Genomic DNA, 14,081 nt, shown 5'->3' on the forward strand with positions numbered 1-14,081 from the left:
AGCTCGCTCCCACAGGAGAACGCATTCCAATGTGGGAGCGAGCTTGCTCGCGATGAGGTCCTTGAGGCCGATAAAAGTGCATGGTCTGGTTCAGCCGCCATCCACTGGTGCGCTAAGGTGTAACGAAACGTTAGCGCCGCCTCGCAGTCACTAGCTCATCACTCTGGTTTCGCTTCACTCGGCAAAAAGGCTCGCAATGCTCACACTCCTCAAGCAAGAAAAGTTTCTGCTGCTGGCCGTGATTGCCGCGTTCGTCGCTTATCCACTGGAACACTGGATGCTGCACAGCGGCCAGCCCATTGCGCTGACCGCCGGCCTCGTACTGATCGCCTTCATCGTCGCCGCCTCCATGCGCGTCGCCCACCACGCCGAACTGCTCGCAGAAAAAGTCGGCGACCCATACGGCACGATGATCCTGACCCTGGCCGCGGTGCTGGTGGAAGTGGTGATTCTGGCGATCATGATGAGCAACGAAGCCTCGCCGACCCTGGTACGCGACACGATTTATTCGGCGGTGATGCTCGACATCAACGGCATCCTCGGCCTGGCCGCGTTGATGGGCGGGCTCAAGCATGGCGAACAGTCCTACAACGATGACTCGGCGCGCAGTTACAGCGCGATGATCCTCACCGCCATGGGCGTTTCCATGGTGGTGCCGGAGTTCATTCCCGAGGCCAACTGGAAGATTTATTCGGCGTTCACCATTGGTGCGATGGTCGTGCTCTACACCCTGTTCCTGCGCATGCAGGTCGGGCCGCACAGTTATTTCTTCAGCTACAGCTACCCGGAAAAACGTCGCAAGAAAGTCCCGGAGGAAGAACCTGAACCGGTCAATCTGGTGCTGAGTATCAGCACGTTGGTGTTTGGCGTGGTGGTGATCGGCGCATTGGCCGAAGTGATGTCCAAGACCCTCGACCTGGGCCTGGAAGGGACGGGCGCACCGCCGGTGATCACGGCGATCCTGGTGGCGGCAATCTCGGCGGCGCCGGAGATTCTGACCGCGTTGCGGGCGGCACTGGCCAACCGCATGCAGTCGGTGGTCAACATCGCCATGGGCGCGTCGCTGTCGACGGTCATCCTGACGGTGCCGGTGATGGAAGGGATGGCGCTCTACACCGGCCAGCCGTTCCAGATGGCGATGACCCCGGTGCAGACCGTGATGGTCTTCCTCACCCTGATCGTCAGCGCAATCAACCTCAACGATGGCGAAACCAACGCCATCGAAGGCATGACCCACTTTGTGCTGTTTGCGACATTCATCATGTTGTCGCTGCTCGGTCTCTAGGGCCACGACAAACCCCTGTGGGAGGGAGGAAGCTCGCTCCCACAGTTTTGATTTGTGTTGTATCAGGTGCCGGCGATTAGCTGACGAGCCGCCTGGCTGTGATCGGCAATCAAGCCTTTCAGATCCAGCCCTTCAACCTGGCCATCAATCACCCGCCACTTGCCGCCGACCATCACCCGATCCGCCCGATCCGCGCCGCACAGCAGCAAGGCGGAAACCGGATCATGACTGCCGGAGAACCGCAGCTCATCGAGCTTGAACAGGGCCAGATCCGCCTGCTTGCCCACCGCCAGCTCGCCGATATCGGTACGCCCGAGCAAACTCGCCGAACCCTTGGTCGCCCAACCCAGAACCAATTCCGGGGTGATCTTCTCGGCACCATAACGCAGCCGCTGAATGTAAAGCGCCTGACGGGTTTCCAGCATCATGTTCGACGCATCGTTGGACGCCGAACCGTCCACGCCCAAGCCCAGCAACGCACCCGCAGCCGTCAGGTCCAGCGTCGGGCAGATGCCGGAAGCCAGACGCATGTTCGAACTCGGGCAATGGCAAATGCCGGTGCCGGCGGCGCCGAGGCGCGCGATTTCATCCGGGTTGAAGTGAATGCCGTGAGCCAGCCAGGTGCGCGGGCCGAGCCAGCCGACGCTGTCCAGGTAATCCACGGTGCGCAGGCCAAAGCGTTGCAGGCAGAAGTCTTCTTCGTCGAGGGTTTCGGCCAGATGGGTGTGCAGGCGCACGTCGAGTGTGTTCGCCAGTTCGGCGCTGGCGGACATGATTTCCGGGGTCACCGAGAACGGAGAGCAGGGCGCCAGGGCGATCTGGATTTGCGCACCGTCGCCACGCTCGTGGTACTCGGCGATCAAGCGTTGGCTGTCGGCGAGGATGACTTCGCCTTCCTGCACGGTCTGCTGCGGCGGCAGGCCGCCGTCCTTTTCGCCGAGGCTCATGGAGCCGCGCGTCAACATGGCGCGCATGCCCAGTTCGCGGACGCTCTCGACTTGCACGTCGATCGCATTCTCCAGGCCTTGCGGAAACAGGTAATGGTGATCGGCCGCGGTGGTGCAGCCAGACAGCAGCAACTCGGCCAACGCGACTTTGCTGGCGAGGGCAAGCTTTTCAGGGGTGAGGCGTGCCCAGACCGGGTACAGGGTTTTCAGCCACGGGAACAACGGCTGATTGACCACCGGCGCCCAGGCGCGGGTCAGGGTTTGATAGAAGTGGTGATGGGTGTTGATCAGTCCCGGCAGGATCACATGCTCGCGGGCATCGAACACTTGTCCACAGGGTGCGGACGGTTGCTGGCCGGCGGCGAGCACTTCGACAATCAAACCGTCTTGCAGCACCAGGCCGCCACGGGCATCGAGGCCATTGGCAGTGAAGATCGCGAGGGGATTTTTTAACCAGGTACGGGTCGCAGGCATGTTGGCCGGCTCCTCTGAAAGTGGGGTTCAGGTTAGCCAGCTCAGTGATTACCCTGTCTGCTGATCCAGGGTCGTCGCGGGGACGATGTGCGAAGTTTCAATCAAAAAAGCATCGCGGGCAAGCCCGGCTCCCACAGGTCCGACGCATGACCTGTGGGATCGGAGGTGATTACCAGGGAATGGTTTCACCCCTGTAATTCACAAAATGATGCCCGCCCTTGCCGGTGTATGCGTTCACCTGATCGATCAACCCACGCGTACTGGTTTCCACATCGATGTCGGCGCCTTCACCGCCCATGTCGGTCTTCACCCAACCCGGATGCAGCGACAGCACAGTGAGTTTCTGCTCGCCCAACTGAGTGACGAAGCTGTTGGTCATCGAGTTCAGCGCCGCTTTGCTGGCCTTGTACAACGCCAGCTCCGGCGCATCCGGCATCGTCACGCTACCGAGCACCGAACTCATGAACGCCAGCACGCCGCTGTCCGGACGAATCTGCCCGACGAAGCGTTGAGCCAGGTTGATCGGCGCCACCGCGTTGGTGAAAAACAGTTGGCCGACTTCGGCCAGGGTCGCGCCGCCCGGCGTTTGAACGTCCGGGCCTTTGACCCCGGCATTCACGAACAGCAGGTCAAACACTTCGCCCTTGAGTTGTTGGCTGAGGGCGATAACTGCCTGCTGATCGTCCATGTCGAGTTTTTCGATCCGCACCTTGCCCAAGGCCTGCAAGGCTTCGGCGTTCTGCGGGTTGCGCACGGTGGCGGTGACCTGCCAGCCGTCGGCCAGCAGGGTTTTCACCAGACCGAGGCCCAAGCCCCGGGAGGCGCCGATGATGAGTGCGGTTTTTGCCGTAGACATGAGTGGCTTCCTTGATAAATGAGGATCACGGATTCAATGGACAACGTTGACCGAGCCGTTGCTGCAACTCCTGACGCAGCGCGCCGAGTTCGTCCATTCGGGTTTCGATCAGTTTGAGTTTGTCTTGCAGCAATTGCGTGACGGCGCTGTCCGGATCGGGCGACTGCCATAACGCGGCGACGCTGTTACCGATCTCGCCGAGGGTAAAGCCCAGCCGCTGAGCGGTCTTGATGTACAGCACCAGTTGCACCATGTCCGCCGGATAGTCGCGATAACCGTTGGCGCTGCGTTGCGCCGCAATCAACCCGCGCTGCTCGTAGAAGCGCAGCGTGTCGCGGCTGACGGCGCTGGCCTGGGCTAATTCACCGATGCGCATCATGACGTCTCGAGAGGGCTTGACCCTGGAGCATACTCCAGGCTTTAGCCTTGTTGCTCCCTGAATTTATGGAGCAAGACGGATGTGGACTTCAACGCAATATCGCCAGTTGGTGAAGGGTAGCGCCTGGTATGACTTGATCGTCATGGTGGCGTTTGTCACGCCGTGGAGTTTTTCGGCGTTACATGGAGTTTTGTTGAGTGTGAGTCAGGCGTTCAATTTGCCTGGCGAGCTGCCGCCGTTTGAGCCGATGCACATGCTGATGGCCAATCTGTTGGGGTCGATTGTCTGCGTGTGGGCGGTGCTGCGGATTCGGGATCCGCAGCAGGTGTTTGGTCGGTATGACGCGGTGGGACGGTTTTTGTTTGCGACGTGGCAGGCGTATGCCTTGGCCCATGGCGGGAGTTCACTGTTGGCGATTTTCCTGTTCTTTGAATTGGCGTGGGGCGTTGTTCAGGTGTTGCCAGTGCGGACGTCATCGCGAGCAAGCTCGCTCCCACATTAGGAATGTGTTGTCCACAAAATCCCGGCCCAACCACAGTCCCCTGTGGGAGCGAGCTTGCTCGCGATGAGGCCCGTCGGATCACCTCTTAATGTCCGGCCTGCCACGGTTGCCCCAATGACATCGGCGCATACAACCGCGTACGCAGCGCATCCCGGGACAACAACACCAACACCACAATGGTCGCGACATACGGCAGCATCGCCAGCAGACTCGACGGAATCGCCAGCCCCAACCCCTGCGCCACCAAATGCAGGATGCTGGCGAGCCCGAACAGATACGCCCCCAGCAGCAGTCGCCACACCCGCCAACTGGCAAACACCACCAGTGCCAAGGCAATCCAGCCACGCCCGGCGCTCATGTTCTCCGCCCACATCGGCGTGTAGGCCAGTGATAAGTAAGCTCCGGCCAACCCAGCCATCGCCCCGCCAAACAGCACCGCCAACGTGCGCACGCCCAACACCGGCAAGCCCATGGCACTGGCGGCATCCGGATTTTCCCCGACCGCCTGAATGATCAGCCCGACGCGACTTTTCACAATCACCCAGGCCACTAACGCAAACAGCGCGAACGACAAATACACCAACAGATCCTGCGCAAACAGCATCCGCCCGATCAGTGGGATTTCACTCAAATAAGGAATCGCCACCGGCTCGAAACCTGCCAGCGGTTTACCGACCCACGCCGCGCCGACAAAGGTCGACAGGCCCACACCGAAGATCGTCAGCGCCAACCCGGTGGCCACCTGATTGGCATTGAACACCAGCGCCACCAGCGCAAACAACGACGACAACAGCATCCCGGCAAGCATCGCCAGCAACACGCCGAGCCACAGGTTGCCGCTATTCAGGGCGACGATAAAACCGATCACCGCACCAAACAGCATCATGCCTTCCTGGCCCAGGTTGAGGACGCCGCTCTTCTCGCAGATCAATTCACCGAGTGCCACCAACAACAGCGGCGTACCGCAACGGACCATGGCGTAGAAAATGTTGCTCAGCAGATCGATATCCATCACAGCGCTCCTGCGTGTACGGCGGTGGCTTGTGCACGACGGGACCAGCGCATATTCAAACGTGGTCGGTAGAGAATCAGCACGTCACTGGCCAGCAGAAAAAACAGCATCATTCCCTGGAACAGTTGGGTGATTGCCTGGGGCAGATTCATGCTCATCTGCGCGCTCTCGCCGCCGATGTACAGCAACGCCATCAGCAGGCTGGAAAACAGAATGCCGATGGGATTGAGTCGCCCGAGAAACGCCACGGTGATCGCGGCATAGCCGTAACCGGGTGAGACCTGCGGCACCAGTTGGCCGATCGGCCCGGTGACTTCACAAACCCCGGCCAGCCCCGCCAACCCTCCGCTGATCAACAGTGCCAGCCAGATCAGCCGCTTCTCACGAAAGCCGACGAACCCCGCTGCGCGCTTGTCCAGCCCGAGGACTTTGATCTGGAACCCGATAAAGCTTTTCTGCAGCAACACCCACACCGCCACCAACGCGAGCAAGGCGAAATACACGCCCGCGTGAACCCGACCGTCCTCCATCAACAGAGGCAAACGGCTGGCCTCGCCGAACATCGCCGACTCGGGGAAGTTGAACCCGGCCGGATCCTTCAGCGGCCCATGCACGCAGAACAGCAACAGGTTCAGGGCAATGTAATTAAGCATGATGCTGGTGAGGATTTCGTTGGCGTTGAAGCGAGTGCGCAACCACGCCGTCAGCCCGGCCCACGCGGCACCGGCCAGGGTGCCGACGAGCAGGATCAGCACCAGCGCCCATCGGCTTTGCATGCCGATGATGTTCACCGCCAACGCACTGCCGGCCAGTGCGCCAAGCAGCAACTGGCCTTCGGCGCCGATGTTCCAGATCCGCGCTTGATACGCCACCGCCAGCCCCAACGCGCAGAGCAGAATCGGCAGCGCTTTGACCAGCAGTTCGGAGACGCCATACAGGTCGCTGATCGGCGCGATCAGCAAGGTGTGGAGCGTGAGCAGCGGATCATGGCCCAGCGCGATAAACAGCAGCGAGCCACAGCCCAGCGTCAGGACAGCCGCCAGCAATGGCGAGCACCACAGCATCAGGCGCGATTGCTGGCCACGGGGTTCGAGAGAAAGCAGCATGTGAAACTCCGTTAAACCGTTGCACGTGATTGAGGGGCGTCGAACTGTCCGGCCATCCAGCCGCCGACATCGATCAGGCGCGTGTCGACCGTGGCCTTGAGCGGCGACAATCGACCGCTGCACAAAGCGCCGAGCCGGTCGCTGATCTGGAACAGTTCGTCGAGGTCTTCGGTGATCACCAGAATCGCCGCGCCGGCGTCGCGCAAGGCAATCAGCGCCCGGTGAATGGTCGCGGCGGCGCCGACGTCTACGCCCCAGGTCGGGTGCGCGACTATCAGCAGTTTCGGTTGCTGCAGGATTTCCCGGCCGAGGATGAATTTCTGCAAGTTGCCGCCGGATAGGCTGCGGGCCGGTGTCTGGGTGTCGGGCGGCTTCACCCCGAAGCGACGGATGATTTCTTCGGCCAGCACTTCGACCTTGCCGCGCTGGATCAGGCCGTTGCTGACCAGCCCTTGTTGAAAGGCAGTGAGCAGGGCGTTGTCCGCCAGGCTCAGGTCCGGCACTGCGCCATGACCCAGACGTTCAGCGGGGACGAAGGCCAGGCCCAGTTTGCGCCGTGAATCCGGCCGCAAGTGTGCCACCGGTTGCCCGCCGAAACTGATCGTTGCGCCGTCGTTGCGGCTTAGCGGTTCTTCGCCACTGAGCAGGGCCAGCAACTCATCCTGACCATTACCCGCGACCCCGGCGATGCCGACGATTTCACCGCTGCGTACTTCAAACTCGATCTCCTTCAGCGAGCAGCCGAACGGGTCCGGGTTGTGCCAGGACAATCCCGTAACGTTCAGGAATGCATTAGCGCCAGTGACTTTCGGATAATCCGTAATCAGCGCGGCCGCTTCACCCACCATCAACCGCGCCAGTTGCTGATCTGAGCACTCGGCCGGCACGCAATGCCCGGCCACCCGACCGCCGCGCAACACCGTGGCGCTATGGCACAACGCGCGAACTTCACCGAGTTTGTGGCTGATAAACAGAATGCTGCAGCCCTCGGCAGCCAGTCGGCGCAAGGTGACGAACAATTCATCGGCCTCCTGCGGGGTCAATACCGAGGTTGGCTCATCAAGAATCAGCAGACGGATGTCCTGCATCAGGCAACGAATGATTTCCACCCGCTGGCGTTCGCCGATCGACAGGCTGTGGACAAGTCGCTCCGGCTCCAGCGCCATGCCGTAGCGCCGGGAGACTTCACGAATCTTTGTCTCCAGCTGCTTCGGTGTGCCAGCCGCTGCGCCCATCGCCAAGGCAATGTTCTGCGCCACGCTCAAAGTCTCGAACAGCGAGAAATGCTGGAACACCATGCCGATTCCCAGCCCCCTAGCCTGAGCCGGGTTGCGCATTATCACGGGTTGCCCTTGCCAGATCATCTCTCCCGAGTCCGCGTGGGTGACGCCGTAGATGATCTTCATCAGCGTACTTTTGCCCGCGCCGTTTTCGCCGAGCAGGGCGTGGATTTCGCCGGGTGCAATGTTCAGGTCGATGGCATCGTTGGCCAGGCAACCGGAGTAGCGCTTGCTGATTCTGTGCAGTTGCAGACGAGGTGTTGGATCGGAGATCGGCACGGGGTTGGGCATGACAGGCTCGGGTCGATTGAAGTGATGCCTGTGGATAAAGCAATTTCCTGGCCATTGAGTCAGGAAAAATCAAAAGCGTTACAGATAAAGGCTTTGAGGGTAGCGCCTCGCCCTATGTCGATTCCGAACCAGGCACCACTTGAGGGCAAAGCCGTTGATCAGGCTCCGGTTTTGCTCAGGGTGTTTGGTCAAAAAACGAGCAACTTGCGGCAAGCCATGCCGGACATGGGACGGCGACAGCCATGAACGGGTTATCCACAGATTGCTCCACAGTATTTGTGCGCAAGCCCGAAGCTCGGGCATAAGCACTGCGTGGCTTTCTTCTAAAGGTGATAAACCGCTCTAACTGATTGTTTTTACGTGGATTTAGCTTCTTTGATGGCGGATTGGTCGAAAAGTGAGCAGCGCCCGCAAAGCCGCATGACAGAAGGGTTACAGCCGGGTGTACTCAGGTTATCCACAGCCGGGTGCACAGTAGATGTGGGCAAATGCACCGGTTCGACGAAAGGGCTATGAACGTTGTTGGTGCGATTAGTGCTGCAACAAAATGCGCCCGCGACTCAAACCTGCCAGCTGCGTTTGCAGGGTATCGATCTGGCTTTCGCCGATCGCCAATTGCAGCTCTACGCCGTTAGCCGTGAACGTTTCCTCCACAACCAATCCACCCAGTTCCGCTACCCGAAGTTTCACCAGCGGCAACTCACCAAAAGCACAAGCGCAACTCACCGGCACCCGACTGATCAACTCAACCTTGGGCGCGGCTTGCAGGCACTTGTTGGCGCCACCGACATACGCCCGGGCGAGGCCCCCGGTGCCGAGTTGAATGCCGCCATACCAACGAATCACCAGCACCGCGACCTGATCGCAATCCTGCGCGTCGATTGCCGCCAGAATCGGTCGGCCAGCGGTACCGCCGGGCTCGCCATCGTCAGTGCTGCGGTATTGGTCGCCAAGCTTCCAGGCCCAGCAATTGTGCGAGGCATTCAAATCGCTGTGCTGTTCGATAAACGCCTGGGCTTCAGCAGGGCTACTGATCGGCGCGGCGAAGGTGATGAAGCGGCTTTTGCGGATCTCTTCGCGGAACTCGCAAAAACCACTGAGGGTAAAAGGCATAAGCGTCTTAGATCGTTGGCGTCAGGCCGCAGCCCTTGAGAATGATGCGGATCAGGTTGTTGCCGGCGTCTTCCATGTCTTGCTTGGTCAGCTTGGTGCGCCCGCTGACACGGCAAATCTGTGTAGCGAAATCGGCGTAATGCTGAGTGCTGCCCCACAACAGGAATATCAGGTTCACCGGGTCGACCGGGTCCATTTTTCCGGCGTCGATCCAGGCTTGGAACACGCCCGCCCGACCCTGGAACCAGGCGCGATAATCCTGGTTGAAGTATTCGGTCAGGCATTCGCCGCCGCTGATGACTTCCATGGCGAAGATTCGCGAGGCTTGCGGCTGACGACGGGAGAATTCCATCTTGGCGCGAATGTAACGCGTCAGCGCTTCGGCTGGATCATCTTCAGCGGTCAGGGTGTTGAAGGTGCTGTCCCACAACTGGAGGATGTTGCTCAACACCGCCACGTACAAGCCGAGTTTGTTGGTGAAGTAGTAATGCAGGTTCGCCTTGGGCAACCCGGCATTCAGGGCGATGGTGTTCATACTGGTGCCTTTGAACCCGTGACGGGCGAACTCGTCTTCGGCGGCTTTGATGATGGTCTCTTCGTTCTTCTGACGAATGCGGCTGGCAGGTTTGCCGCCGTGAGCGGGGACTTCAAAGGTCATAGGCACTTCCGAACAAGTGGGTGGGTGCAACTAGTGCGTTGATAGCGCACCCATGGGCATTCGACAAGTCCTGACGCGATAAAACCTAGCGTGTCGCAGCCAGACTCTCCAGAAAACTTTCCAGCACCAAGTGCGGGCGACGGCCCTTGCGGGTGACTGATGCGAGGCTCAGGTCATAAAAACGCACCATTGGTTTCAACGCACGCAATCGGCCTTGCTGCACCCAGAGACTGGCGTAGTGGTCCGGCAGGTAGCCGATGAAGCGTCCGGTGAGGATCAGGAACGCCATGCCTTCCCGGTCCGAGGCACTGGCGGTGCAATTGAGCGCCTGGTAATGGGCCTGGATTTCCGCGGGCAAACGGAAAGTCGGCGCGATGGCGTCCTGGCTATTGAGGCGCTCGTCATCCAACTGCTTATCGTCGACATAAAACAACGGATGACCGACCGCGCAATACAGTAGCGAGCGTTCGCTATAAAGCGGTTGATATTCCAGCCCGGACAGCGCGCTGGCTTGCGGCACCACACCGACATGCAATCGACCGTCGAGCACGCCTTGTTCGACTTCATTGGGCGCGATCATGCGGATCTGAATCTGCACGTCCGGCCCGCGTTCCTTCAATTGTGCCAAGGCGTGGGTGATGCGCATGTGGGGCAGGGTGACCAGGTTGTCGGTCAGGCCGATGGTCAATTCGCCGCGCAAGTGTTGGTGCAGGCCATTGACCTCAGTGCGAAAACTTTCCAGCGCGCTCAATAGCTGCAACGCCGATTGATAGACCTCGCGGCCTTCCTCGGTCAGCGAAAATCCGGCGCGACCCCGTTGGCATAAACGCAGACCGAGGCGCTGTTCCAGATCGCTCATTTGCTGGCTGATGGCCGAGCGACCGATCCCCAGCACCGATTCCGCTGCCGAGAAGCCGCCGCACTCCACCACACTGCGAAAAATCCGAAGCAAGCGGATATCAAAGTCACTGACTTGCGCCAGCGGATCGGGGCGGCGGCTGCTCATAGTTTAGTGGTGACCTGACTGAACGTTAGAAGAGTTGGATTTCACCGACTTTATCCCCGTGGCAATTTAGCTGCAAGAACGCTTTTGATCTCTATGCCGCTTATTGCCCTGCGAGGTTTTGCCCATGAACTTGCCTGAAAACAACCCGACTTCCCTGGCCAGCCAGCTCAAGCTCGATGCTCACTGGATGCCCTACACCGCCAACCGTAATTTCCAGCGCGATCCGCGACTGATCGTGGCGGCTGAAGGCAGTTGGTTGATCGATGACAAGGGCCGCAAGGTTTACGACTCGCTCTCTGGTTTGTGGACCTGCGGCGCCGGGCATACCCGCAAGGAAATTCAGGAAGCGGTCGCCAAGCAATTGGGCACCCTCGATTACTCGCCAGGATTCCAGTACGGCCATCCGCTGTCGTTCCAGCTGGCTGAGAAAATCACTGACCTGACCCCGGGCAATCTGAATCATGTGTTTTTCACTGACTCGGGCTCCGAGTGTGCTGACACAGCGGTGAAGATGGTTCGTGCTTACTGGCGTCTGAAAGGCCAGGCCACCAAGACCAAAATGATCGGCCGTGCCCGTGGTTATCACGGCGTAAACATCGCCGGCACCAGCCTCGGTGGCGTGAACGGCAACCGCAAAATGTTCGGTCAGGCGATGATGGACGTCGATCATCTGCCTCACACCTTGCTGGCGAGCAATGCTTATTCCCGTGGTATGCCGAAAGAGGGCGGTATCGCCCTGGCGGATGAGCTGCTCAAGTTGATCGAACTGCATGACGCTTCGAACATCGCTGCAGTGTTCGTCGAGCCAATGGCCGGCTCCGCTGGCGTACTGGTTCCGCCACAGGGTTACCTCAAGCGTCTGCGCGAGATCTGCGATCAGCACAACATCCTGCTGGTGTTCGACGAAGTGATCACCGGTTTCGGCCGTACCGGTTCGATGTTCGGTGCCGACAGCTTCGGCGTGACCCCGGACCTGATGTGCATCGCCAAGCAAGTCACTAACGGCGCGATTCCGATGGGCGCGGTGATTGCCAGCTCCGAGATCTACCAGACCTTCATGAACCAGGCGACGCCTGAGTACGCCGTGGAATTCCCGCACGGCTACACCTATTCCGCGCACCCGGTGGCTTGCGCCGCTGGCCTGGCAGCACTCGACCTGCTGCAAAAGGAAAACCTGGTGCAGAGCGTGGCCGAAGTCGCACCGTATTTCGAAAATGCGCTGCATGGTTTGAAGGGTTCGAAAAACATCATCGATATCCGTAACTACGGCCTGGCCGGTGCGATCCAGATCGCGCCGCGTGACGGCGACGCCATCGTGCGTCCGTTCGAAGCCGGCATGGCCCTGTGGAAAGCCGGGTTCTACGTGCGCTTCGGCGGCGACACCCTGCAGTTCGGCCCAACCTTCAACAGCAAGCCGCAAGACCTTGATCGTCTGTTCGACGCGGTCGGCGAAGTGCTGAACAAAATCGACTGATTTTTCCCTTCTATATAGAGGCGCCCCTTGAAGGGCGCCTGTGGACAACTTTTCAGGAGCCCCGCATGAGCCTTATCCCGCATTTGATCAATGGCGAACTGGTGACCGAAGACGGTCGCACAGCTGACGTGTTCAACCCGTCTACTGGTCAGGCGATCCACAAGCTGCCATTGGCCAGCCGCGAAACCATTCAAAAAGCCATCGACTCGGCCAAGGCTGCGTTCCCGGCTTGGCGTAATACTCCGCCGGCCAAGCGTGCGCAGGTGATGTTTCGTTTCAAGCAACTGCTGGAGCAGAACGAAGCGCGTATCGCTCAACTGATCAGCGAAGAGCACGGCAAAACGCTGGAAGATGCTGCAGGCGAATTGAAGCGCGGTATCGAGAACGTTGAGTTCGCTTGTGCAGCGCCGGAAATCCTCAAGGGCGAGTACAGCCGCAACGTTGGCCCGAATATCGATGCCTGGTCGGACTTCCAGCCGCTGGGCGTGGTGGCTGGTATTACGCCATTCAACTTCCCGGCCATGGTGCCGCTGTGGATGTATCCGCTGGCAATCGTCTGCGGCAACTGCTTCATACTCAAGCCCTCCGAGCGTGATCCAAGCTCAACGCTGTTGATCGCTCAATTGTTGCTGGCAGCCGGCCTCCCTAAAGGTGTGCTGAGTGTGGTGCACGGCGACAAGGCTGCGGTGGATGCGCTGATCGAAGCGCCGGAAGTCAAAGCGTTGAGCTTCGTTGGTTCGACGCCGATTGCCGAATACATCTACGCCGAAGGCACCAAGCGCGGCAAACGCGTGCAGGCACTGGGTGGCGCGAAGAACCATGCGGTGCTGATGCCGGATGCAGATCTGGATAACGCGGTCAGCGCATTGATGGGCGCGGCTTATGGTTCTTGCGGTGAACGTTGCATGGCGATCTCGGTGGCTGTGTGCGTCGGTGACCAGGTGGCGGATGCGCTGGTGGCCAAGTTGGTACCGCAAATCAAGGCGCTGAAAATCGGTGCGGGTACGACCTGTGGTCTGGACATGGGGCCGCTGGTTTCCGGTCAGGCTCGCGACAAAGTCAGTGGCTATATAGAAGACGGTGTTTCTTCTGGTGCGACCTTGGTGGTGGATGGTCGCGGTCTGAGCGTGGCCGGTCATGAGGAAGGCTTCTTCCTGGGTGGCTGCCTGTTTGATAACGTCACGCCAGAAATGCGCATCTATAAGGAAGAAATCTTCGGGCCAGTGCTTTGCGTTGTCCGGGTTAACAGCCTGGAAGAGGCGATGCAGCTGATCAACGATCACGAGTATGGCAACGGCACCTGCATCTTTACCCGTGATGGGGAAGCGGCACGGTTGTTCTGCGACGAGATCGAAGTCGGTATGGTCGGCGTCAACGTACCGCTGCCGGTACCGGTGGCTTATCACAGCTTTGGCGGCTGGAAGCGCTCGCTGTTCGGCGACTTGCATGCGTATGGGCCGGATGGCGTGCGTTTCTACACCCGTCGCAAGGCCATTACCCAGCGCTGGCCACAACGGGCGAGCCATGAAGCTTCGCAGTTCGCATTCCCTAGCTTGTAAGTAGAGGGAAGAGGCCGGCCCCTTGGGGCCGGCCTTTGCGTTTCAGAGGCTTTTTTCACCTATATGACAGAATTGTGGAAATAGGTGTTGACGGCAGATTCTGGAAGTCTATAATTCGGCCCACTTCCGGCGCAGTCGA

General features: G+C 59.7%; 13 protein-coding genes and 1 tRNA gene. 4 read left to right on the forward strand and 10 right to left on the reverse strand.

Going from position 1 to position 14,081, the window contains the following annotated elements:
• The first annotated feature begins 196 nt into the window (after positions 1 to 196).
• Positions 197 to 1,285 carry a calcium:proton antiporter gene (locus MO767_RS30190; RefSeq protein WP_282483514.1) on the forward strand — a complete coding sequence of 363 codons (1,089 nt, stop codon included), beginning with the start codon at positions 197 to 199 and terminating at the stop codon, positions 1,283 to 1,285.
• Between the two features lie 62 nt (positions 1,286 to 1,347).
• Here MO767_RS30190 and MO767_RS30195 read toward each other — a convergent pair whose 3' ends face one another.
• The 3 genes from MO767_RS30195 to MO767_RS30205 all read right to left on the reverse strand — a co-directional run bounded on the left by MO767_RS30195 (position 1,348) and on the right by MO767_RS30205 (position 3,938).
• The gene (locus tag MO767_RS30195; protein WP_282483515.1) at positions 1,348 to 2,706 is read right to left on the reverse strand and encodes an 8-oxoguanine deaminase; all 1,359 of its coding nucleotides are present in this window, start codon (positions 2,704 to 2,706) and stop codon (positions 1,348 to 1,350) included.
• A gap of 169 nt (positions 2,707 to 2,875) precedes the next feature.
• The gene (locus tag MO767_RS30200; RefSeq protein ID WP_282483516.1) at positions 2,876 to 3,562 is read right to left on the reverse strand and encodes an SDR family oxidoreductase; all 687 of its coding nucleotides are present in this window, start codon (positions 3,560 to 3,562) and stop codon (positions 2,876 to 2,878) included.
• A gap of 25 nt (positions 3,563 to 3,587) precedes the next feature.
• The gene (locus MO767_RS30205; RefSeq protein ID WP_129445079.1) at positions 3,588 to 3,938 is read right to left on the reverse strand and encodes a MerR family transcriptional regulator; all 351 of its coding nucleotides are present in this window, start codon (positions 3,936 to 3,938) and stop codon (positions 3,588 to 3,590) included.
• 82 nt (positions 3,939 to 4,020) lie between these two features.
• Between MO767_RS30205 and MO767_RS30210 the strand changes: the two genes are divergently transcribed.
• Positions 4,021 to 4,443, forward strand: coding sequence for a hypothetical protein (locus MO767_RS30210; protein ID WP_282483517.1), 423 nt, complete (start codon positions 4,021 to 4,023; stop codon positions 4,441 to 4,443).
• 85 nt (positions 4,444 to 4,528) lie between these two features.
• On the opposite strand, the gene MO767_RS30215 is transcribed toward MO767_RS30210, so the two are convergent.
• From MO767_RS30215 to MO767_RS30245, 7 genes are all read right to left on the reverse strand, one after another.
• Entirely contained in the window at positions 4,529 to 5,455 is a 927-nt protein-coding gene (locus MO767_RS30215; protein ID WP_282483518.1) for an ABC transporter permease, read from the reverse strand.
• The gene (locus MO767_RS30220; RefSeq protein ID WP_282483519.1) at positions 5,455 to 6,210 is read right to left on the reverse strand and encodes an ABC transporter permease; all 756 of its coding nucleotides are present in this window, start codon (positions 6,208 to 6,210) and stop codon (positions 5,455 to 5,457) included. Before MO767_RS30220 ends, MO767_RS30215 begins: the two co-directional genes overlap by 1 nt.
• Positions 6,189 to 6,264, reverse strand: a tRNA-OTHER gene (locus tag MO767_RS30225). Before MO767_RS30225 ends, MO767_RS30220 begins: the two co-directional genes overlap by 22 nt.
• A gap of 308 nt (positions 6,265 to 6,572) precedes the next feature.
• The gene (locus MO767_RS30230; protein ID WP_282483520.1) at positions 6,573 to 8,132 is read right to left on the reverse strand and encodes an ABC transporter ATP-binding protein; all 1,560 of its coding nucleotides are present in this window, start codon (positions 8,130 to 8,132) and stop codon (positions 6,573 to 6,575) included.
• 531 nt (positions 8,133 to 8,663) lie between these two features.
• The gene (locus MO767_RS30235) at positions 8,664 to 9,245 is read right to left on the reverse strand and encodes a YigZ family protein (protein WP_282483521.1); all 582 of its coding nucleotides are present in this window, start codon (positions 9,243 to 9,245) and stop codon (positions 8,664 to 8,666) included.
• A 7-nt stretch (positions 9,246 to 9,252) separates the two neighbouring features.
• A complete protein-coding gene (locus MO767_RS30240; RefSeq protein WP_046044703.1) occupies positions 9,253 to 9,903 on the reverse strand; it encodes a TetR/AcrR family transcriptional regulator in 651 nt (216 codons plus the stop codon).
• Between the two features lie 85 nt (positions 9,904 to 9,988).
• Complete coding sequence (locus MO767_RS30245; protein WP_282483522.1) at positions 9,989 to 10,909, reverse strand: LysR family transcriptional regulator; 921 nt, start codon at positions 10,907 to 10,909, stop codon at positions 9,989 to 9,991.
• Positions 10,910 to 11,033: 124 nt separating this feature from the next.
• On the opposite strand from MO767_RS30245, the gene MO767_RS30250 reads away from it, so the two are divergent.
• Together MO767_RS30250 and MO767_RS30255 are read left to right on the forward strand one after the other, a co-directional pair.
• The gene (locus MO767_RS30250; RefSeq protein WP_282483523.1) at positions 11,034 to 12,383 is read left to right on the forward strand and encodes an aspartate aminotransferase family protein; all 1,350 of its coding nucleotides are present in this window, start codon (positions 11,034 to 11,036) and stop codon (positions 12,381 to 12,383) included.
• Between the two features lie 65 nt (positions 12,384 to 12,448).
• Positions 12,449 to 13,942, forward strand: coding sequence for a CoA-acylating methylmalonate-semialdehyde dehydrogenase (locus MO767_RS30255; RefSeq protein ID WP_282483524.1), 1,494 nt, complete (start codon positions 12,449 to 12,451; stop codon positions 13,940 to 13,942).
• Positions 13,943 to 14,081 lie beyond the last annotated feature (139 nt).

It is taken from the genome of Pseudomonas sp. UYIF39, from assembly GCF_029963765.1.
Classification (GTDB): Bacteria; Pseudomonadota; Gammaproteobacteria; order Pseudomonadales; family Pseudomonadaceae; genus Aquipseudomonas.